This window comes from Mycolicibacterium monacense (genome assembly GCF_010731575.1).
Classification (GTDB): domain Bacteria; phylum Actinomycetota; class Actinomycetes; order Mycobacteriales; family Mycobacteriaceae; genus Mycobacterium; species Mycobacterium monacense.
In genome coordinates this window covers 2,095,832-2,114,853 of record NZ_AP022617.1, presented here as the reverse complement: position 1 = coordinate 2,114,853, position 19,022 = coordinate 2,095,832, and the positions used below count along the sequence as shown (strand labels likewise).

Sequence of the window (19,022 nt, the reverse complement as noted above, 5' to 3'; positions counted from 1 at the left end):
CGCGGCGGGTACCTCGTCGACTGGGATTTCTATCGCTCGTGACGGCACAAGAGAAATTCCGGCGGCTCATCGAGAGTTCAACCACGCGGTCGATCGCCACGTGCATCGCTCTGTGCACGTTAAGCCAAATCACCGGCGAGCGCCGCCCCATCAAGGCCGATAAGGGGAAATCCTGCTGCAGCTGACGGCTGGAGCTGCGCCACTCCCTCGATGGCCTTAAGTATCCGGGTCCGAGGTGGTGGCGAGGAACTGTTCGATTTCCGGGGCGCGAGCGCGCGCCAGGTCGTCGGCGTTGTCGAGCAGGTCGGACATTGTGGCCTCGGCGAGTACTCCGTGCGGAAGGGTGTCGGCGAGGGTGCGCGCGAGTTGCGTGGGGTGACGTGGGTCATCGCCGGCGATGATGAGCGCCGGAGTGTCGATGCGCCGGAGTTCCTCGACGGTGGCGAAGGCGCGGTCATGCCCGATTGCCGCTGCGGCAGCGGCGCTTTGGGCGTTAGCGCGCGGAATGGCCTCGGTGACGAGGTGGGCAATGAGCGGCTGCAGGTGAGGAACAAACAGCTCCAGGCGGCCTGTAGACCGCGGGAGCGGGCGCGGTCGGCGAAGCGGTCCATCAGCTTTGCGTCTGCGGCCTTGTCGTCGTCGTCCTCGATGGCTTCAGCACTGATGATGACCGCGGACCGGGCGACATGGGGGTGTTGGAGGCATGTCCGCAAGGCGATCGTGCAGCCGAGGCCGGCGCCGACAAGGTGGGTGGACGTGGCGTCGAGCGCGTGCATGATCGCGACGGTGTCGGTGACGTACTGATCCCAGCGGTGCAACGTCGGGTCGGGGCATTGTGATGCTCCGTATCCTCGAATATCGGGCAGCGCAACGCGATACCGGCGAGCAAGTCGGTCGGCAAGTGGCCGCATGCTGTAGTGATCGGGCCCACCGCCGTGCAGCATGATGATCAGCTCGCCGCGGCCGATGACCTCGCCCATGACCGGCCACCCGTCATCCCCGACGTGCAACGTTTGCATCACCATTTGTCTCTCCCTTCGTCGGGAATGCTTCAACCAGCGTCGACGCGGCATCAGCACGAGCCCGAAGAAGCCGCCCTTGCAACATACCCTCTGGGGGTATACTGTGAGGTACGCATACCCGGTAGGGGTATCACCTGAGTCGAAGATGGGAGTTCGGTCATGAGCACGACCAAGTACGCCGTCACGGGAATGACCTGCGGGCACTGCGAGCTGTCAGTGCGAGAAGAAGTCAGCGAGGTCGCCGGTGTTCAAGACATCGAGGTCAGCGCCACGACGGGCACTCTGATCGTGACCTCCAGCGGTCCCGTCGATGACGCCCAGATCCTGCGTGCGGTCGACGAGGCCGGCTATTCGGCGGTGCGGGTCGCATGAACGCCGCGGGACGGTTGGCCGCTTTCGGTGCCGGACTGGCAGTGGCGTTCACGGCTGCGTACGTCACTGCCGCGGCGGTCGTCCCTGACACCGCGGTGACGGCTACTCAGCACGTTGGCGCTAAGCCCGCGGCTGATCACAGCGCGCCGACCGCGCCGATATCACCTCTGTCCGCTGATCCGCCGGGGTTGTCACTCGCCCAAGACGGATACACGCTCAACGCGGTACGGGCACCCGGAGCCCCCAACGATCGGGCCACGTTGAGCTTCACCATTGCTGGTCCCAGCGGCACGCCGCTGCTGGACTACGCGACGGTGCACGACAAGCAGCTGCATCTCATCATCGTCCGCTCCGACGGTCAGCACTTCGCGCACGTCCACCCGGCCCTGGACCAGGCAACCGGCATATGGTCGACGCCCTGGATGTGGAAGGCCGCCGGGACCTACCGGGTGTTCGCGGATTTCCAGCCCGCCCAGCCCGGCAGCGCCAAACTCACGCTCACCCGCACGGTCGACGTGGCCGGCGAGTTGGCCCCGTCGCCCCCACTGACCACACGCACCTCGGATGAGATCGCCGGGTACACCGTGGAACTCGACGGTGCGCTCACCGCGGGCGTCGCGAAGCAGCTCACAGCGAAGGTCACCCGTGACGGCGAGCCGGTGACGACACTGCAGCCCTACCTGGGGGCTTACGGGCACCTCGTCGCGCTGCGGGAAGGTGACCTGGCGTATCTGCACGTGCACCCTGAGGGCGCTGAGCCGGTGGGGAACCGCGGTGGGCCTGCGGTGTCGTTCGCGGCGACCGCACCCACCGCCGGTCGCTACCTGCTCTACCTCGACTTCCAGGTCGACGACACCGTGCACACCGCCACTTTCGTTGTGGACGCCGCACGCGGCGACATCGATCAACCAGTGACAGAGCCTTCGCGCGACGCCGGCCATGCCGGCGGGCACTGACAACCTCCGTCCACCCAAGAACCGAAAGGCAGTGGCACACATGACGACAACGACCCCCGTGTCCGGCCCGAGCATCGAGCTACGCATCGGAGGAATGACCTGCGCCTCCTGCGCCAACCGCATCGAGCGCAAGCTCAACAAGATCGATGGCGTCGCGGCAACAGTCAATTACGCGACCGAGAAGGCCACCGTCACGGTGCCCGACGGATACGATCCCGCGCAGCTGATCGCCGAGGTCGAAACCGCCGGCTACAGCGCCGCGCTACCCACACCGGAGAAGCCCGCCCCGCCTGGGGAGGATGCAGGCGAGACCGACGACCCCGACATGGTGTCCCTGCGCCACCGGCTGACCGGTTCGGTGCTGCTGTCGGTGCCGGTCATCGCGATGGCGATGATTCCCACGCTGCAGTTCACCTACTGGCAGTGGGCGTCGCTGGTGCTGGCTGCGCCGGTGATCGTCTGGGCGGCGTGGCCGTTTCACCGTGCTGCCTGGGCCAACCTGCGGCACGCTACGGCGACGATGGACACGCTCATCTCCCTGGGCACCTTGTCGGCCTTCCTGTGGTCGCTGTACGCGCTGTTCTTCGGGACCGCCGGCATCCCAGGAATGAAGCATCCGTTCGAACTGACACTCGCACCGTCTCACGGCGCCGCCAACATCTACCTCGAAGTCGCCGCTGGAGTAACGACATTCATCCTTGCGGGGCGCTACTTCGAGAAACGGTCCAAACGGCAGGCCGGTGCGGCGCTGCGCGCCCTCCTGGAGATGGGCGCCAAGGAGGTGTCCGTGCTCCGCGACGGCGCGGAATCGAAGATCGCCGTCGAGGACCTGATGGTGGGCGACGAGTTCGTCGTGCGCCCGGGGCAGAAGATCGCCACCGACGGGGTGGTGGTGTCGGGGACATCGGCTGTCGATGCCTCGATGCTGACCGGGGAATCGGTCCCCGTGGAGGTCGGTCCAGGTGACACCGTGGTCGGTGCGACCGTCAACGCCGGCGGGCGGCTGGTGGTGCGCGCCGCCCGCGTCGGTTCCGACACCCAGTTGGCGCAGATGGCCCAACTGGTGGAGAACGCTCAAACGGGCAAGGCCCAGGTCCAGCGTCTGGCCGATCGCATCTCCGGTGTCTTCGTGCCGACCGTGCTCGCGATCGCGGTGATCACACTCGGCGCATGGTTGGGCGCGGGTTTCCCGGTCGCGGCCGCCTTCACCGCCGCGGTTGCTGTGCTGGTAATCGCCTGCCCCTGCGCGCTCGGTTTGGCCACGCCGACGGCACTGCTGGTGGGCACCGGTCGCGGCGCGCAAATGGGCGTTCTGATCAAGGGCCCGGAGGTGCTGGAGTCCACCCGCAAGGTCGACACCGTGGTGCTGGACAAGACCGGCACCGTGACCACCGGGAAGATGACCCTGGTCGACGTCGTTACCGCGCCGGGAACCGAACGCGGGAACCTGCTCCGGCTGGCAGGGGCGTTGGAGAACGCTTCGGAGCACCCGATCGCCCAGGCCATCGCCGTCGCTGCGACCGAAGAACTCGGGACGCTGCCCACCCCTGAGGATTTCGCCAATGTCGAAGGCAAGGGTGTGCAGGGCATCGTGGACGGCCACGCTGTCGTCGTGGGGCGCGAGTCACTGCTCGCCGACTGGTCCCAGCACCTTAGTCCAGAGTTGGCGCGGGCGAAAGCCGGTGCGGAAGCTCAGGGGAAGACTGTGGTCGCCGTCGGCTGGGACGGTGAGGCTCGCGGCGTGCTCGTCGTCGCGGATACCGTGAAACCGACTAGTGCGCAGGCGATTTCACAGATGCGTGAGCTTGGTTTGACGCCTGTGCTGCTCACCGGGGACAACGAGGCCGTCGCCCGGCAGATCGCTGCTGAGGTCGGCATCGACACCGTGATCGCCGAGGTGATGCCCAAGGACAAGGTCGACGTCATTGTCCGGCTGCAATCCGAGGGCAAATCGGTGGCGATGGTCGGCGATGGCGTCAATGACGCGCCCGCCCTCGCCCAAGCCGACCTCGGCCTGGCTATGGGTACCGGAACCGATGTGGCGATCGAAGCCTCCGACATCACCTTAGTACGCGGCGACCTGCGCAGCGCCGTCGACGCAATTCGGCTGTCCCGCAAAACACTATCGACAATCAAGACGAACCTGTTCTGGGCTTTCGCCTACAACGTCGCCGCCGTACCGGTTGCTGCACTGGGCATGCTCAACCCGATGCTGGCCGGCGCGGCCATGGCGTTCTCCAGCATCTTCGTCGTAGGCAACAGCCTCCGACTGCGCGGCTTCAAATCCACGTCCATCCTCAGCCCCTACCCACTAAAACCCCCACTGCGCCAACCCTTACTGCACTAAGGAGAACCCATGTCCGACAACAAGAACCTGACGTCGAGCTGCTGCTGCAGCGGCTCAACACAAGACCTCGACACGACGATCATCAATCCTGCGGCCACGAACCTCCTCGACCCCGCAACGGACCAGGCGACATGCCCGGTGATGCCCGGCACGCCGGTGAACACGGCGGCCGCCGAAGCCGCGGGGCTGTTCCGCGACTACCGAGGCCGACGGTACTGGTTGTGCTGCAAAGGATGTGGACCGCGATTCGACCGAGACCCCAACAAGTACGCCAGCGCGGCGTGACTGACCTGCCGGACCCCGGCGCCCCAACCCACAGACCGAAGGAGTTGCCATGACTCACGTCGACGACGCTGACCACTGCCCAGCATCGGGGTCGGTCCACCACGGCTATATCACCGATAAGGACAAATATCTCAAACGCTTGAAACGCATTGAAGGCCAAGCCCGCGGCATCAGCCGGATGATCGAGGACGAACGCTACTGCATCGACATCCTCACCCAAGCCGACGCACTGACCAAAGCCCTGCAAAGCGTCTCGCTGGCACTGCTCGACGACCATCTCCGACACTGCGTTCGAGACGCTGCAGCCGCCGGGGGACCAGCCGCCGACGCCAAACTCACCGAAGCAACCGAAGCCATCGCCCGACTCGTACGGTCATGACCCCCAACGGCGGTGCACTGACGCCGCCGCCTCGCGACACACCCGCGCGAACGAACACGTGAGACTCCTCAAGGAGAGACAACATGGCTAACCACGACGAGCACGCCATAGCGACATCGCACACCGGCGTCCACGCCAACCACGACGGCCACGGCGAGCACACCGTTCACGATTCCGACCCCCACCACGACAACCATGCCGGCCATGGGGGTCATGCCGGGCACGGGTCCGATCACGTCGCTGTGTTCCGGAAGCTCTTCTTGATCAACCTGATCATCGCCGTCCCGGTCATCGCGTTCTCGAACATGTTCGCAATGCTGCTCGGCTACGAAGTACCCGACGTCCCCGGCGGCCGCTGGATCGCGCCACTGTTGGGCACGGTCATGTATGTCGTCGGCGGGCGTCCCTTCCTTACCGGCGCCGTCAGCGAAATCCGTTCCCGCAAACCGGGAATGATGCTGCTCATCGGGCTGGCCATCACCGTCGCATTCTTCGCCTCCTGGGGTGCGAGCCTGGGCCTGCTCCACCACGAACTGGAGTTCTGGTGGGAACTGGCGCTGCTGATCGTCATCATGCTGCTCGGACACTGGGTCGAAATGCGCTCCTTGGCTCAGACCACCTCCGCACTGGACTCCCTGGCCGCCCTGCTTCCCGACGAGGCCGAGAAGGTCGACGGCGAACGAATCATCACCGTCTCACCCGCCGACCTGCAGGTGGGGGATCTGGTGGTCGTGCGACCCGGCGGCAGCATCCCCGCCGACGGCAGAATCGTCGACGGACGAGCGGACATGGACGAGTCGATGGTGACCGGTGAATCGCGGCCGGTGAACCGCAGCGTCGGAGATGCGGTGACAGCCGGAACTGTCGCCACAGATTCCGGGCTGCGGCTCGAAATCACCGCCACCGGCGAGGACACCGCCCTAGCGGGAATTCAGCGCCTGGTCACTGACGCCCAGAACTCGTCCTCGCGAGCCCAACGCCTCGCCGACCGCGCGGCGGGATGGCTGTTTTGGTTTGCCCTAGGGACCGCCGCCATCACTGCCGCGGCATGGTCGATCGTCGGAGACCCCGACGCCTCCGTCATAAGAGCCATTACCGTGCTCGTCATCGCCTGCCCCCATGCGTTGGGATTAGCGATACCACTTGTCGTCTCGATCGCCACCGAACGCGCCGCGCGGGGAGGCGTGCTGATCAAGGATCGCCTGGCCCTAGAAGGTATGCGCACCGTCGACGCCGTTCTCTTCGACAAAACCGGCACCCTCACCAAGGGCGAACCAACCGTGACCGCGATCGAGGTCCGCGGCGACCTCGACGACGACTCCGTGCTCGCCGTCGCGGCCGCCGCCGAGGCCGCCAGTGAACACCCCCTGGCACGAGCGATCGTGAAAGCCGCCGACGAGCGGGGACTGACTGTGCCACGCGCGAAAGGCTTCTCGTCGTCTCCCGCCGTCGGGGTGACTGCCACGGTCGACGGACACGAGATCCGCGTGGGCGGCCCCCGCCTGCTCGACGAGATCGGCGCACAAGAGGTTCACGCGGCGACCTCGTGGCGCGACGAGGGCGCAATCATCCTGCACGTCATCCGCGACGGTGCTGTGGCCGGCGGGCTGCGCCTGGCCGACGAGATCCGCCCCGAGTCCCGCGACGCCGTCGATGCCTTGCACAAGCTCGGCGTCGAGGTGGTCATGATCACCGGTGACGCCGAAGCCGTCGCGCAGGCGGTAGGTCACGAACTCGGCATCGACCGGGTGTTCGCCGGAGTACGCCCGGAAGACAAGGCGTCGAAAGTTGCTGCGCTGCAACAGGAGGGCAAGAAGGTCGCGATGGTCGGCGATGGCGTCAACGACGCGCCCGCGTTGGCACAGGCCGACGTCGGCATCGCGATCGGCGCCGGCACCGATGTTGCCATCGCCTCTGCCGGTGTGATCCTGGCCAGCTCCGACCCGCGCTCGGTGCTCTCGGTCATCGAACTGTCGCGTGCCAGCTACCGAAAGATGAAGCAGAACCTCTGGTGGGGTGCCGGATACAACCTCATCGCAGTGCCGCTGGCTGCCGGTGTGCTCGCACCGCTCGGATTCGTCTTACCGATGTCAGTCGGCGCCATCCTCATGTCACTGTCGACGATCGTCGTGGCGCTCAACGCGCAACTGTTGCGCCGCCTCGACCTGAGCCCTGAGGCCAGCACACGCGCAGTTCTCAACCGTTAGGACTGGTTAGCGGCGGGCTCGATCCGCCAAGGCGCGCTGCGGAGTAGGTCGCAGGCACTATGGGCTCACGAATGGGATGACCGGCATGCGCTGATGGTGACGGGTTGCGGCCCATCCGCCGAGCTGACCTCTGGGGTGCCGGTCGATCACGATACGTACCGACTGGGCACCTGCCAATCGTCTAGGAACCCACTCCAGCGAGAGATCAGATTTTCAGTCGCCGTGATCGTGATCGCCATGGGCGTCGTCCAATGGCGCAGCGGATGGGGCCGGGGCTCCTTCCGGCGCCGGCGCCTCGCCGCCAGGCACGCTCACCGGCGCCTCGCCGCCAGGCACGCTCACCGGCGGCGAGATGACCGACTCTGGACGACCGCCATCGTGGCCATCTGCATGCTCGGCACTCGTCCCACGATCACTACCCTCCTCCGGCTCGGCGCTAGTGCTGTGGTGGTCACCATCCGCAGCCTCGGCGGCCGTCCCATGGTGACCACCGGCTGCGCCTGCTGGACCGTGATCACCGTGCCGCAGACCTGAAGCAACTCCCACTGTGGACGCCAGCGCCACGACACTGACTGCGCCCATGAGGACCATCGCGCTGCCGAACACCGGTACCGGCTCTCCTTGCAGGCCGCGGTACCACACCCAGCCGGCGCCCATCACGACATAGATCTGAAGCAGCAGCGCACAAAGGTCCGCGGCCTGCACCAATTCGGCTTCCCCTGCATTAGGGCCGAATGGTGCCCCGGCGGTCCTGGACAGGCCCCAAAGAGCAATGGCTCCGAGATTGAGCATGATGCCGGCGGCAAGCACGGGCATCGTCGTTCGGGCCAGCACAGCCCGCGCCCATATCAATTGGAAGAGCGCGACCGCAACGAAGAACAAGCCCGCCGGCATCCACTCCTGCCAGTGAGCAGGCACAACGGCGAAATGGATAAGAGAAGCGCCCAACGAGGCCAGCGCGGCAAGCCGAGCAGCCAGTCTGCTGTCGGTCTTCCTCGCTGTCCTAGGCGCCACGGAATCAGGATGACAGCGCTTTCCCCGAAGCGGCTGCCTGACACCACATCTCAACCCGAACGAGATTCATCTGTCACCGATAGGTGTCGTCGTGCGCGCATGCCACTTCCTGAGAACCCGCTCGCTTAAGTCTCGACCACTGCTGATCGGCCCTCAGTTATCCGTACTGACCCGTACGACACCTGTTCCGAGCTCCCTGATCGATGCTTCCGCGTGCAGTTGCTTACCGCGCAGGGGCGACCGACTACGATCTAGCTACGTAGATGTTCGCTATGCTGCATACGCGCCCGCGACCGCCTACTCACATCGCACGGAAGGACCACCCAATATGCGTCTTCGCGTCATCATGGCGGTACTCGCCTGCGTGACTCTTCTCGGTGCCGCAGCTACTCTCGCGCCGCCCGCAGTAGCGGCGATGCCGTGCGGACATCAGTTCGGCTCGCCTCAACAGCTCACCGATGCGGGGGGCGCAGTCGTCCAGGAGTGGGTCATCTCGGATCTGCGAGAGTCCTCGGTCGCCTTGCCCGGATACACGGCCCGCGGTCAAGTCTGGGAAGCTTCGGCCACCGTTCGAGCCGTCACCGGCACGGTGACTCCGATAATCCCGAATCTGTACACGGTCACCGCAGACGGCCAGCGTTATCCCGTCCTGTGGCAGATCGCCAGCCCACAAGGCCTTCCGGCTACCACCCTCGGCCAGGGCCAAGCCTCCAGCGGGGCGATCTACTTTGATGCAGTTGGCCCACAGCCCATGGCGGTGGTTTACGACAACGGCACTCCTACGCAGCTGTTTTGGTGTTGCACGGGCTCCATGATGATGCCAATGGAGAAGTGTCCGATGTGCGCCGACATGCAGCGCGCCTGCCCCCATTGTCCCGGCGGGATGTAGCCCCCGAGGACCTGACAGGGACCCATTAGCCTTCACCGATCGCCGCTAAGTGTCAAAGCTATCTCCAACCGATCCGCCTAACACCCTGGGACGTAACTATCCGACCAGCGTGGTGCCCACCACGATGGTCCTCGACCGCCAGCACAAGGTCGCGACGGTCTTCCGCGTGGCGCTACTAGCCGAAGACATACGGCCTCTGCTAGATCGGCTGACCACCGAGCGCTGACACCTCGCTGGAGAGCTGCCCTGCGGCGCCTAACGTCACGGATCGTTCGATGCGTCGGTGCGCGCAAGGATCCCAGGTTCATCAAGATGACCGCGGGCCCCGGTGCCGCAGCGGGGTCTCACCGCCGAGCGGCAGCCTGACCGCGAGTGATGGCGGTCGGCGTGTATCGGTGAGCCTTTTTGCGAGTTAGCGTGACCAGCTGGGTCAGCAGGATGCCGACGACGATCGCGGCCAGCACGCCGACGAGCTTCTGTTCGCCGAACAGCGGATACACCTGGTAGTGCGTCAGATAGATGAACAGTGACGCCTCGGCGATCACACCGGCAGTGACCGTGAAAGCGGATGGGCAGCGAATGGCGGGCAGCCAGATCAGCAGCGCCAGCCCGATGAACACCAAGGCCTCGCGGTTGGGTTGGCCGAAGTACCCGACGATTCCGATCGCGAGGACCGCGGTCACGGCGAGCCGCTGCCACACCGTCGACGACTTCGAGGCAGCCCAGCCGATGGCGAAGAACCAGAACGCCAGCATGGTGAACCAGGCGGACTTGCCGAACCCGATGCCGAAGACGTCCCACCGCAGGGCCATGCCCAGGGCCAGGAATGCCGCCGCAACGCCGAACGGCCACCGGCGTTCGGCGCGGTCACCCCACCGCGTCGCGCACAGCAGCGCCAGCCCGACCAGAACCCACACCAGGAACTCGACGAACCACAACCGCCCAGCGGTCATGCTGTCCTCTGGGCCCAGGAACTTGTTGGCCAGCAACACATTCGAGGCCGCATAGTCGTCGGTGACCAGCAGCGCGAATGCCACCCACAGTATGGCGGGCACGGCGATCCACCTGATGGTGCTGACCAGGTGACGCACCCGGGTGGCGCGCGGCAGGGGGGTGAGGCAGAAGCGGCCGAAGTTGTATCCGGCGACGCCCAACAGAACGTGCGCGCCGCCCCACAACACCCACAGCTCCGCGTGCGAGCCGGCGACCAAAACGATCGCCGCCGCACGCAGCGCCACGCTGGTCTCCAGCGTTGTTCCCCACCACCGGCGGGTCTTGCGGGCGGACTCCAGCTCGCTCAGCGGCAGCCGCGGCCAATCCGCTGGCAGGTGCCCGAGCGCGCGTTCGAGCCGCACCGACATGGCGACGTAAGACAGCGAGTTGCCGCCGAGGTCGACGAAGCTACTGCGGGGATCGACGTCGGCCGTGTCGATCTGCAGCACGTCGGCGAACAGACCGCGCAGGTCCAGGCGGGCATCGGCGGTCGTCGGCTCGGCGGCCCGCTCGCGCAGGCTGCGATAGTCCGGCTTGCCGGTGGGCAGGCGGGGGATCTCGTCGACGTCCACCACCCGGATCGCGGCCCGGGGCAGCCCCGACGCGTCGGCCGCCGCGGCAGCGACGTCGGTGTCCTCGGGACAATCGACGGCGCCCACGAGCAGCAGGCCGTCGCCGTCGGTGCAGATCGCGGTGACGCCGTCGGCGTGCAGGGCCGACTCGACGCGTTGCAGGTCGATGCGCAGTCCGTACAGCTTGACGAACCGGTCGCTGCGCCCGACCACCTCGTAGAGGCCGTCGCGGCGCTGCCGGGAGATGTCGCCGGTGCGCAGTTCCTCGATCCCGGCATCACTGGCGAGATCGGCGGCGGTGTGGGCGTACCCCATCATGACGTTGGGTCCGCGGTAGAAGAGTTCGCCGGTGCCGTCGGGCATTCCGTCGACCGGCTCGATGCGGAACGACCCACCGGGGATCGGAATGCCGATCGACTCGGGATGGTCGTGAGCGAGTTCCGGCGGCAGATACGCCATGCGCGCGGTGGCCTCGGTGGCGCCGTACATGACGAAGAATCGCCAACCCGCCCGCCCGCCGAGGTCTGCCAGCCGGCGCACGCGATCCGGGTCGAGCCGTCCGCCGGCCTGGGTGACGTAGCGCAGGTCCGGCAGCGACATCGCCTCGAAGCCGATCCGGTCGAGCAGCTCGAAGGTATGCGGAACACCCGCGAACGACGTTGCGCCGCACTTCCGGAACACGTTCCAGAAGTCGTCGTCGACCACGGAGAGGTCGGTGAGCACGACTGCGGCTCCGCGCAGCAGGTGACTGTGGATCACCGACAGGCCATAGCAGTACGACATCGGCAGAGTCGTTGCGGCCCTGTCGGTTCGGGTGATGTCGAGATAGGTGGCGATAGAATCGGCGTTGGCGGCGAGGTTGAACCGGGACAATCGCACCAGCTTAGGGGAGCCGGTACTGCCGGACGTCGAAAGGAGCAGGGCCAGGTCCGGGTGGAGTTCGGGGGTGGTCCGGTAGCGTGGGCCGTCGGTGACGACGCCGTCGGTGACGATGACGTCGGGGCGGTAGGTGTCGACGACCGACCGGTTGTCACCGCCCGCGGGCACGGGCAGCACCACGTGGTGGCCGGCGAGCGCACCGAGGTAGGTCACCAGCGTGGGCAGGTCGTTGCGGGTCTCGAGCAGGACGAGCTTGCGGCAAGTACCCAGTTCCTCGGCGCGGGTCGCGACCTGCGTCGCGAGTTCGGCGTAGGTAACGGCCTTCTCGGCGGTGATCACCGCGACGGCGTCGCCGTGGCAGGCAAGGTGGTCAACGAGCCGCTCGAACATCACGGCGCGGTCATCGCCCGTCGCGCGGGCGGTCATCAAACACTACGGCGGCACCGGTGACGTGGATGCGGACCTTGGCGTCGACCGCGGGCGGCGCGACGCTGTGCTGGCGGACGGTGATCGGCGCGGCGTCGCCGCCGAGGTCCACGGTGAGCAGGACGTCGTGGCCGCGGAACTCCGACGCCAGGACCGTCGCCATCCCGTCGCTGCGGTCGTCGTCGGAAACTGCCGCCGCCTCCAATTGCTCCGGGCGGAGCATCAGCGTGCCACCGCCGTCGGGTACGGAGCCGCGGACGGGAAGGCGGCCCAGCGCCGAGGTAGCGACCCCGCCGGTCACGGTGCACGGCAGCAGCACGCAGTCACCGAGGAATTCGGCGGTGAAACGATCGTTGGGTTCTCGGTAGACCGCCTGCGGCGTACCGACTTTGGTGAACCGGCCGTCGCGCATCACCGCGACCTGGTCGGCGATCGACAGCGCCTCCTCCTGATCGTGAGTGACGATCAGGGTGGTAACGCCGGCGTCGGAGAGCAGTGTCGCCACGGCCTTGCGGGTCGACGCCCGCAGTCCGGTGTCCAGGGCGCTGAACGGTTCGTCGAGCAGCATGAGCGCGGGCTGGCGGGCGAGGGCGCGGGCGAGGGCCACGCGCTGCTGCTGTCCCCCGGAGAGTTCGTGCGGCCGGCGCGCGGCGTAGGACTCGTCGAGGGAGACGGTAGCGAGCAGTTCGGCGACGCGCGGCTGGACGTTGCGGCGGCCCGACAGCCCGTAGGCGATGTTCTGGCCCACGGTCAGGTGCGGGAACAGCGCGCCGTCCTGCGCGACGTAGCCCACGTCGCGGCGATGCGCGGGGGTACTGCTGCCGGCTGCTGCCACCTGGCGTCCGGCGATGGAAACCGTTCCCGCGTCGGGGTTCTCGAAGCCGGCGACCAGACGCAGCAGCGTGGTCTTGCCGCAGCCGGAGGCGCCGACCACGGCGGTGATCGTGCCCGCGGTGACGCCGAGGTCGATGCCGTGCAGCACGGTGTGGCTGCCGAAGGCCTTGGTTAGCCCGGTGACGTCGAGCGCGTTGCCGGTGACCCCGCGGATCGTCATAGCGCGGCCGCCCTGCTGGACTGCTGGAACAGCACGACTGTCACCGGAACCGCGAGCACGACGAGCAGCAGCGCATACGGTGCGGCGCTGGCGTAGGACAGTTCGCTCGACAGCGACCAGAATCGCATCGCCAGGGTGTTGGTGCCAGTCGGTGCCAGCAGCAGGGTGGCGGTCAGCTCGGTGGCTACGGCGACGAATACCAGCGAGGCGCCTGCGGCGGCGGCAGGTGCGGTGAGCCGCAACGTGACTCGCAGCAAGGTGCGGGTGGGGGATACGCCGAGCGAGCGCGACGCCTCCTCCAGCGTCGGCGGCACTTGGGCCAACCCCGACCGCAGGTTGACCATCGCGCGGGGCATGAACATCAGCACGTAGGCCGCGAGCACCAGCGTGGCGGTCTGGTATAGGGGCGGTGCGAAGCGGATCGCCACGGTGACGAGCGCGAGCGCGGTCACGATGCCTGGCATCGAGCTGGTCACGAAGTTCGAGCCCTCGACGAAGCGGGCGAAGAAGCCGCGGTGCCGCACCGCGATCCAGGCGAAGGGGAAGGCCAGCACCGTCGTCAGCGCTGCGGCCGCGGCGGCCAGCGCCACAGTCTGCACGGTCGACGGCACGATCTCGTAGAGCGCCCACACGTCGCTGCCGCCGATCCACAGCCACCGCAGGATCGTCCACACCGGAACGCCGAGGGCCAGCACGGCCAGTGCGGCGAGGGCGGCCAGTGCTAAAAAGGTCATGGCGCCCAGTCGATGGGGCAGCGAGGTGCGCTGGGCGCCGGAACCGAGTCGGGCGTAGCGGGCGTTGCCGCGCACCCCGGCCTCGCCGACGAGCAAAACCAGGCACAGCAGCATCAGAACGCCTGCGAGCGTGCTGCCCGCCGCGCCGTCGAACGTGGCCTGGAACTGTTCGAAGATCGCGGTGGTGAACGTCGAGAAGCGCAGCATGGCGAACGCGCCGTACTCGGCCAGCAGGTGCACGCCGATGAGCAGTCCGCCGCCGAGGACCGCCAGGCGAAGCTGTGGCAGCACCACGCGCCGGAATACGGCCGCCGGGCTGGAACCGAGCGTGCGTGCGGATTCCTCGATCGCCGGGTCGAGGCGACGGAGCGTGGCGGCGGCGGGCACGTAGACGAACGGGAAGTACGACAGCGAGGAGACGAGAATGCCTGCCCAGAAACCGTGCAGGGCCGGGACGACGCTGACCCATGCGTAGCTGTTGATGAAGGCGGGCACCGCCAGGGGAGCGACGAACAGCGGTCGCCAGATCGCCCGGCCGGGGATGTCGGAGCGTTCCACCAGCCATGCCGCTCCGATGCCGAGCACGATGCAGATCGGGACCGTGACGACGACGAGACCGACAGTGTTGACGAACAATTCGAGCACGCGTGGCCGTGCGACGAGTTCCCACACCCGCGTCGGCCCCAGCGACACCACCGACCAGGCGACGTACCCGATCGGCACGAACGTCGCGACGACCAGCAGCACCACGCCGGCGGTGAGGACCGGCCCCGGCCGCGTGGCAGCTGCCCGGCCGGGCACCTCCGACGGCGTAACGGCGTCGATCAGCGCCGCGTCGACGGCCGTCGCGGTGGGAGTGACCACGTCAGCCACCCATCTAGAGCAGGCCCGCCTTCGTCATCAGGTCGGTGACCTTCTGCGCGTCGAGGTTCGACGGGTTCACGGCGGGTGCCTGCAGGTCGACAAGAGGCACCAGCGCGGGGTTGGCCGGAACGCCGCTGGCCACGGGGTACTCGAACGACGTGCCCTTCTCGAGCACTTCTTGGCCGGCGTTGCTGGTGATGAAGGTCAAAAACTTCTGGGCGTCTTCTTTCTTCTTGCTGGAGTTCAAGATGCCGCCGCCGGAGATCGAGACGAAGGCGCCCGGGTCTTGGTTCCGGAAGTAGTGCAGAGCGGTGTTGCCCGAGATTTCCTTGGTCTGCGACTGATCGCGGAACCAGTAATAGTGGTAGATGATCCCGCCCTCGACCTGGCCGTCGTTGACGGCGCGCAGCGTGGCGATGTTGTCGGAGTAGATCTCCGCGCCTGCCTTCATGCCGGCCAGCCACTGGCCGGTGGCCCGTTCACCGGTGAGTTCCAGCATTGCCGCGACGATGGCCTGGAAGTCGGGCTTGACCGGCGGGGCACCCCAACGGCCCTTCCATTCTGGCTTTTCCAGATCCATGATCGAAGTCGGCAGCTGAGCCTCGGTGAGCTTGGTCTTGTCGTAGGCGAACACGGTGGTACGGGCGGCGACGCCGGTCCACTTACTCGTGGCGGGGCGGAACTGTGGTGGCACCTGAGCGATCGTGGCCTCGTCGACGTCGGTGAACAGGCCGTCCCTCTCGACCGCGGCCATGGCGGGCGAGTTCTCGGTAAGGAACACGTCGGCCGGCGACGCGTCGCCCTCGGCGATTAACTGGTTGCCCAATTCGGTGTCGCCGCCCTGGCGATAGGTGACCTTGATGCCGGTCTCCTTGGTGAAGGCGTCGATCCACTCCTTGGTCAGCGACTCGTGCTGCGCGTTGTAGACCAGCAGGCCGTCCTCCTCGGAGGACGAGCAGGCAGTAAGACCTGCTGCCAGCCCCCCAGCGACAATGAGGGTGACGATGCGATTCCAGCGAGTGCGACGGGTTGACATCCACGACACTTTCTCCGAGGTGAGCCTTGGCTAACGAACATACCCTTCGGCATGGCGCCGTTTTAAGTCGCAGGCCCTTGCTGCGGACGGGCGCGCCGCTCTGCCTCGCCCCGTCTCACGGAGCCCCCACTTAGAGTTCGCACCGTGGTGGACAGCTACGAAGTCGTCGACCTCGCCGACTGGACTCGCGGTGAGAGCGAACCAGGAGGTGACGAAGCGAAACGATGGTTCATAGCACCAGAGACTTCGCCGCATGCCGGGCACTGGTTGTTCAAGCCACGCCGCATCAAAACCCTCGAACTGTCCAAAGAACGTCGGCATCGCGGCGACAAACCCGACGTGCTCGTTCGCGGAGAGGACTGGGCGGAGAAGATCTCCTACGAGGTCGCCCAGCTGCTGTCTGTGCCTGCAGCGGAAACGGAGTTGGCGACAGTTGTCCAGTTGCGCACCCACGAACGCGTCTATGGCTCGATGAGCCGAGACATGCGGCCTCGCGCGTGGGCATGGACCCCGGGAGCAGCATTGCTTGCTGAGCGCGACGACGAGTTCGATGCCAAATCCTGCCGCGGCCATACGATTAGCGCCATTCGCGAAGCATTAGAGGGGCTGCAAGGTCCGGAGGGCACCAGTTACGCCGACTGGCCCGCATTCGATGTCTTCGCGGGCTATCTGCTCCTGGACGCCTGGATCGCGAACACTGACCGGCATGCGCACAATTGGGGGGTGCTGCAAAACTCCAGGACAGGTAACGTTTGCCTCGGTCCAAGCTTTGATCACGGGTCGGCCCTCGCCAGCGGTGACGAGGATAGGGTCCGTGCCCAGCGAATTGAGCAGAAGACCGTCGTGCAGTGGTGCGAGCACGGGCGAACAACCCGCTTTAACGCCGGCGAGGCGATCGGCCTGGTAAATGTCGCCGCGGAGGCCCTGTCAGTCTGCGGAGGCGCGGCACGACAACACTGGACAGCTCAAATAACCGACGTTGACCTGGATCTATGCTTCGATATCGTTGCAGCGACACCAAATCTGTCGGACCCGACCCGTAGTTTCGTGAGGACAGCACTCGCCACTAATCGAAAGCGAATCCGTGATGCACTCCGTTGATCTCTTAGTCGAGTCGACAGATGCTGACCCAGGTCTTCGTCGGTCGAGGTTGATTGTCACGCGTCGCGGTGCTGACGATGGGGTGTATCGGGCGATTGGCTACCTCGATAGGTTGACCGGAGGGGCCGAGCGCCCGACGTATCAATTCACGTACTTGGCTCGCGTGGCGGCTGATCCTGCTTTCGTGCCGGTCGTTGGGTTCCGTGACGTCAGCCGTCTTTACCGTTCCGAGAGGCTATTTCCATCGTTCGCCGACCGGGTGATGAGCGCTAAGCGGCCGGACCGTCCTCAATACCTTGAGGCTTTGGATCTCGATGCCGACGCTGATGCCTGGGAGATCCTGACCGCGTCCGGCGGGCATCGCGAAGGCGACCCGATCGAACTCGTCTCAATACCCCGATTCGATCGGACCACAGGCGAAACGTCGGCGCACTTCCTTGCTCACGGTGTCAGGCATCGCAGCGTAGAGGCCAGCCACCGAATAACCGCCCTTCGGGCGGGCCATCGCCTCGGACTGGAGCGCGACCTCGAGAACCCTGTTAACTCAGCGGCGATCCGGGTTGTTGATCGTGGGATGCACTTGGGGTTTGTGCCCGATCCCCTTCTTGACTACGTCCATTCGGTAATGGCCAGCGGCACTTACGATCTGACAGTCATGCGCGCCAACCCTGCTGTAACTCATCCGCACCTGCGGCTACTGCTGCGCTTGGGCGGACATTGCAGTTCTTTTGTGTTCGACAGCCCGGACTGGAATGCGGTCTAACTCCACTCCCGTTCCACCTTGATAGTTCGAACGGCAAATGCACAGTTAAGCGCTTCAAGGGCATCTTGCCGGAGGGTGCCCGGAATTGCCTCTGCGACATCATGTTTGGTGACTGGATTATCAGCCCTGCTTATCGCACGCCTCCAAAGGCCAGTAGGAGCTTCGAAGTCCTGGAGGTGGTATAGCGTCCGCCGGTTCTCATTGAGCGATCAAGGCGCGAAGCTAGGTCGGCGTCGAACCAATGTCTTTCTCTCCCAATGCGGATAAGGCGGCCCAGGCCCCAGCGCTCAGTGTTCGGTGTTGGAGGGTGTTGCCACTTCAACGTGCCGGCAAGCTCTCGCTCGCAGCAGGCGTGGGCACACAATATGCAGGCCAGATCAGCCCCGAGATGATAGCAACGGGTTGCCTCGACAATGAGAAAACCGTTTCATAGCCGCCGGCGGACGATCCATAAAGCCCTGGGCCACCATATGACTCGACGATTAGGTTGACCTCGGCCCGACGAATCGGCTCTTCGTCTATGTCGGTGCACATCGACAAACGTCTCTGTGCGTGCAGATGCCAGTTCGGCTGATCGAATCACGAGGTGCAACTGTAGGGCAACGGGGGATCGATCCGCTGTCCGCGCGGACGTCTTCACTGCAGTCGCAAACCGGGATGAGCCACCTGGACTGAAGAGCACTAGAATTGGTACCCCTCCACGCTATTGGCATACTGCGCTCTATTCGTGCACTATTTCCGGGACAGTCGCAGGCGGGTATGCCGACGGCGCGGCGCCTAAGGTGCCAGGGCTGCCCGCAGGTCTTCGGGTATTGGCATCGGCGTCGTCAGGCCCGCCGCCGTCCGGCCCGTGTTGCCCTCGGGGTAGCGCCCCGCGAATGAACCGGGTGCGGCGACGACGATCCGGACGACCTGACCGAAGGCCTCACGCCGGTCGCGCTGTCGGACGGCCAGCACAAACATGGCAGCGTGGTTACAGGTGTGTAGCCATGGGTCAGGCTGCGAGACAATGTGCGCCCGTTCGAGGTGGTGCCAGCGCGCCGCGGCGGTGCCAGCTGCTTTCGCGGCCGTCATCTCGCGTCGGTAGACGTCCCTCCCGTTGTCGGTGATGCGGCTCATGTCGCGCTCC

The 19,022-nt window shown here is 66.0% G+C and carries 16 protein-coding genes and 1 pseudogene; 10 read left to right on the top strand and 7 right to left on the bottom strand.

What is annotated here, in order from left to right; genetic code table 11:
• Positions 1-119 precede the first annotated feature (119 nt).
• Positions 120-1,025 carry an alpha/beta fold hydrolase gene (locus G6N49_RS10050; RefSeq protein ID WP_225892150.1) on the bottom strand — a complete coding sequence of 302 codons (906 nt, stop codon included), beginning with the start codon at positions 1,023-1,025 and terminating at the stop codon, positions 120-122.
• A gap of 156 nt (positions 1,026-1,181) precedes the next feature.
• Here G6N49_RS10050 and G6N49_RS10045 point away from each other — a divergent pair, with 156 nt between their 5' ends.
• From G6N49_RS10045 to G6N49_RS10020, 6 genes are all read left to right on the top strand, one after another.
• On the top strand, positions 1,182-1,394 hold the full coding sequence (locus G6N49_RS10045) for a heavy-metal-associated domain-containing protein (RefSeq protein WP_064872654.1): 213 nt from the start codon (positions 1,182-1,184) through the stop codon (positions 1,392-1,394).
• The gene (locus G6N49_RS10040; protein ID WP_064872656.1) at positions 1,391-2,350 is read left to right on the top strand and encodes a DUF8832 domain-containing protein; all 960 of its coding nucleotides are present in this window, start codon (positions 1,391-1,393) and stop codon (positions 2,348-2,350) included. Before G6N49_RS10045 ends, G6N49_RS10040 begins: the two co-directional genes overlap by 4 nt.
• A 40-nt stretch (positions 2,351-2,390) precedes the next feature.
• Entirely contained in the window at positions 2,391-4,697 is a 2,307-nt protein-coding gene (locus G6N49_RS10035; protein ID WP_064872685.1) for a heavy metal translocating P-type ATPase, read from the top strand.
• 9 nt (positions 4,698-4,706) lie between these two features.
• Positions 4,707-4,982 (top strand): hypothetical protein, encoded by a 276-nt coding sequence (locus G6N49_RS10030; protein ID WP_082947876.1) that lies wholly within the window; start codon positions 4,707-4,709, stop codon positions 4,980-4,982.
• Positions 4,983-5,031: 49 nt separating this feature from the next.
• Positions 5,032-5,361, top strand: a complete 330-nt coding sequence (locus G6N49_RS10025) for a metal-sensitive transcriptional regulator (RefSeq protein WP_064872658.1) — start codon at positions 5,032-5,034, stop codon at positions 5,359-5,361.
• Positions 5,362-5,444: 83 nt separating this feature from the next.
• The gene (locus G6N49_RS10020) at positions 5,445-7,568 is read left to right on the top strand and encodes a heavy metal translocating P-type ATPase (protein ID WP_064872661.1); all 2,124 of its coding nucleotides are present in this window, start codon (positions 5,445-5,447) and stop codon (positions 7,566-7,568) included.
• 213 nt (positions 7,569-7,781) lie between these two features.
• On the opposite strand, the gene G6N49_RS10015 is transcribed toward G6N49_RS10020, so the two are convergent.
• Positions 7,782-8,582, bottom strand: coding sequence for a hypothetical protein (locus tag G6N49_RS10015; protein WP_234786801.1), 801 nt, complete (start codon positions 8,580-8,582; stop codon positions 7,782-7,784).
• 328 nt (positions 8,583-8,910) lie between these two features.
• Here G6N49_RS10015 and G6N49_RS10010 point away from each other — a divergent pair, with 328 nt between their 5' ends.
• Both G6N49_RS10010 and G6N49_RS29460 read left to right on the top strand, forming a co-directional pair.
• The gene (locus tag G6N49_RS10010) at positions 8,911-9,471 is read left to right on the top strand and encodes a DUF1942 domain-containing protein (protein WP_064872665.1); all 561 of its coding nucleotides are present in this window, start codon (positions 8,911-8,913) and stop codon (positions 9,469-9,471) included.
• A gap of 82 nt (positions 9,472-9,553) precedes the next feature.
• Positions 9,554-9,697: pseudogene (locus tag G6N49_RS29460) on the top strand (TlpA family protein disulfide reductase); the annotation flags it as partial.
• A gap of 118 nt (positions 9,698-9,815) precedes the next feature.
• On the opposite strand, the gene G6N49_RS10005 reads toward G6N49_RS29460, so the two are convergent.
• Genes G6N49_RS10005 through G6N49_RS09990 form a run of 4 tightly spaced genes read right to left on the bottom strand, consistent with a single transcriptional unit; the run spans position 9,816 to position 16,029 of the window.
• Positions 9,816-12,341: an AMP-binding protein gene (locus tag G6N49_RS10005; protein ID WP_225892149.1), complete on the bottom strand. Its 2,526-nt coding sequence runs from the start codon at positions 12,339-12,341 to the stop codon at positions 9,816-9,818.
• The gene (locus G6N49_RS10000; protein WP_064872274.1) at positions 12,316-13,395 is read right to left on the bottom strand and encodes an ABC transporter ATP-binding protein; all 1,080 of its coding nucleotides are present in this window, start codon (positions 13,393-13,395) and stop codon (positions 12,316-12,318) included. The genes G6N49_RS10005 and G6N49_RS10000 overlap by 26 nt, the downstream gene beginning before the upstream one ends.
• The gene (locus tag G6N49_RS09995; protein ID WP_064872280.1) at positions 13,392-14,957 is read right to left on the bottom strand and encodes an ABC transporter permease; all 1,566 of its coding nucleotides are present in this window, start codon (positions 14,955-14,957) and stop codon (positions 13,392-13,394) included. The genes G6N49_RS10000 and G6N49_RS09995 overlap by 4 nt, the downstream gene beginning before the upstream one ends.
• A gap of 49 nt (positions 14,958-15,006) precedes the next feature.
• Entirely contained in the window at positions 15,007-16,029 is a 1,023-nt protein-coding gene (locus tag G6N49_RS09990) for an iron ABC transporter substrate-binding protein (protein ID WP_064872272.1), read from the bottom strand.
• Positions 16,030-16,173: 144 nt separating this feature from the next.
• On the opposite strand from G6N49_RS09990, the gene G6N49_RS09985 reads away from it, so the two are divergent.
• Together G6N49_RS09985 and G6N49_RS09980 are read left to right on the top strand one after the other, a co-directional pair.
• On the top strand, positions 16,174-17,130 hold the full coding sequence (locus tag G6N49_RS09985) for a HipA domain-containing protein (RefSeq protein ID WP_082947858.1): 957 nt from the start codon (positions 16,174-16,176) through the stop codon (positions 17,128-17,130).
• 163 nt (positions 17,131-17,293) lie between these two features.
• Entirely contained in the window at positions 17,294-17,893 is a 600-nt protein-coding gene (locus tag G6N49_RS09980) for a hypothetical protein (RefSeq protein WP_225892148.1), read from the top strand.
• Between the two features lie 777 nt (positions 17,894-18,670).
• Here G6N49_RS09980 and G6N49_RS09975 read toward each other — a convergent pair.
• Positions 18,671-19,012: a DUF3703 domain-containing protein gene (locus G6N49_RS09975; protein ID WP_064872268.1), complete on the bottom strand. Its 342-nt coding sequence runs from the start codon at positions 19,010-19,012 to the stop codon at positions 18,671-18,673.
• Positions 19,013-19,022: the final 10 nt, after the last annotated feature.

Excerpts from the sequence above, each read along its gene's own strand:
- G6N49_RS10050 (WP_225892150.1), bottom strand. The coding sequence starts at position 1,025 with ATGGTGATGCAAACGTTGCACGTCGGGGATGACGGGTGGCCGGTCATG.
- G6N49_RS10045 (WP_064872654.1), top strand. The coding sequence starts at position 1,182 with ATGAGCACGACCAAGTACGCCGTCACGGGAATGACCTGCGGGCACTGC.
- G6N49_RS10040 (WP_064872656.1), top strand. The coding sequence starts at position 1,391 with ATGAACGCCGCGGGACGGTTGGCCGCTTTCGGTGCCGGACTGGCAGTG.
- G6N49_RS10035 (WP_064872685.1), top strand. The coding sequence starts at position 2,391 with ATGACGACAACGACCCCCGTGTCCGGCCCGAGCATCGAGCTACGCATC.
- G6N49_RS10030 (WP_082947876.1), top strand. The coding sequence starts at position 4,707 with ATGTCCGACAACAAGAACCTGACGTCGAGCTGCTGCTGCAGCGGCTCA.
- G6N49_RS10025 (WP_064872658.1), top strand. The coding sequence starts at position 5,032 with ATGACTCACGTCGACGACGCTGACCACTGCCCAGCATCGGGGTCGGTC.
- G6N49_RS10020 (WP_064872661.1), top strand. The coding sequence starts at position 5,445 with ATGGCTAACCACGACGAGCACGCCATAGCGACATCGCACACCGGCGTC.
- G6N49_RS10010 (WP_064872665.1), top strand. The coding sequence starts at position 8,911 with ATGCGTCTTCGCGTCATCATGGCGGTACTCGCCTGCGTGACTCTTCTC.
- G6N49_RS10005 (WP_225892149.1), bottom strand. The coding sequence starts at position 12,341 with ATGACCGCCCGCGCGACGGGCGATGACCGCGCCGTGATGTTCGAGCGG.
- G6N49_RS10000 (WP_064872274.1), bottom strand. The coding sequence starts at position 13,395 with ATGACGATCCGCGGGGTCACCGGCAACGCGCTCGACGTCACCGGGCTA.
- G6N49_RS09990 (WP_064872272.1), bottom strand. The coding sequence starts at position 16,029 with ATGTCAACCCGTCGCACTCGCTGGAATCGCATCGTCACCCTCATTGTC.
- G6N49_RS09975 (WP_064872268.1), bottom strand. The coding sequence starts at position 19,012 with ATGAGCCGCATCACCGACAACGGGAGGGACGTCTACCGACGCGAGATG.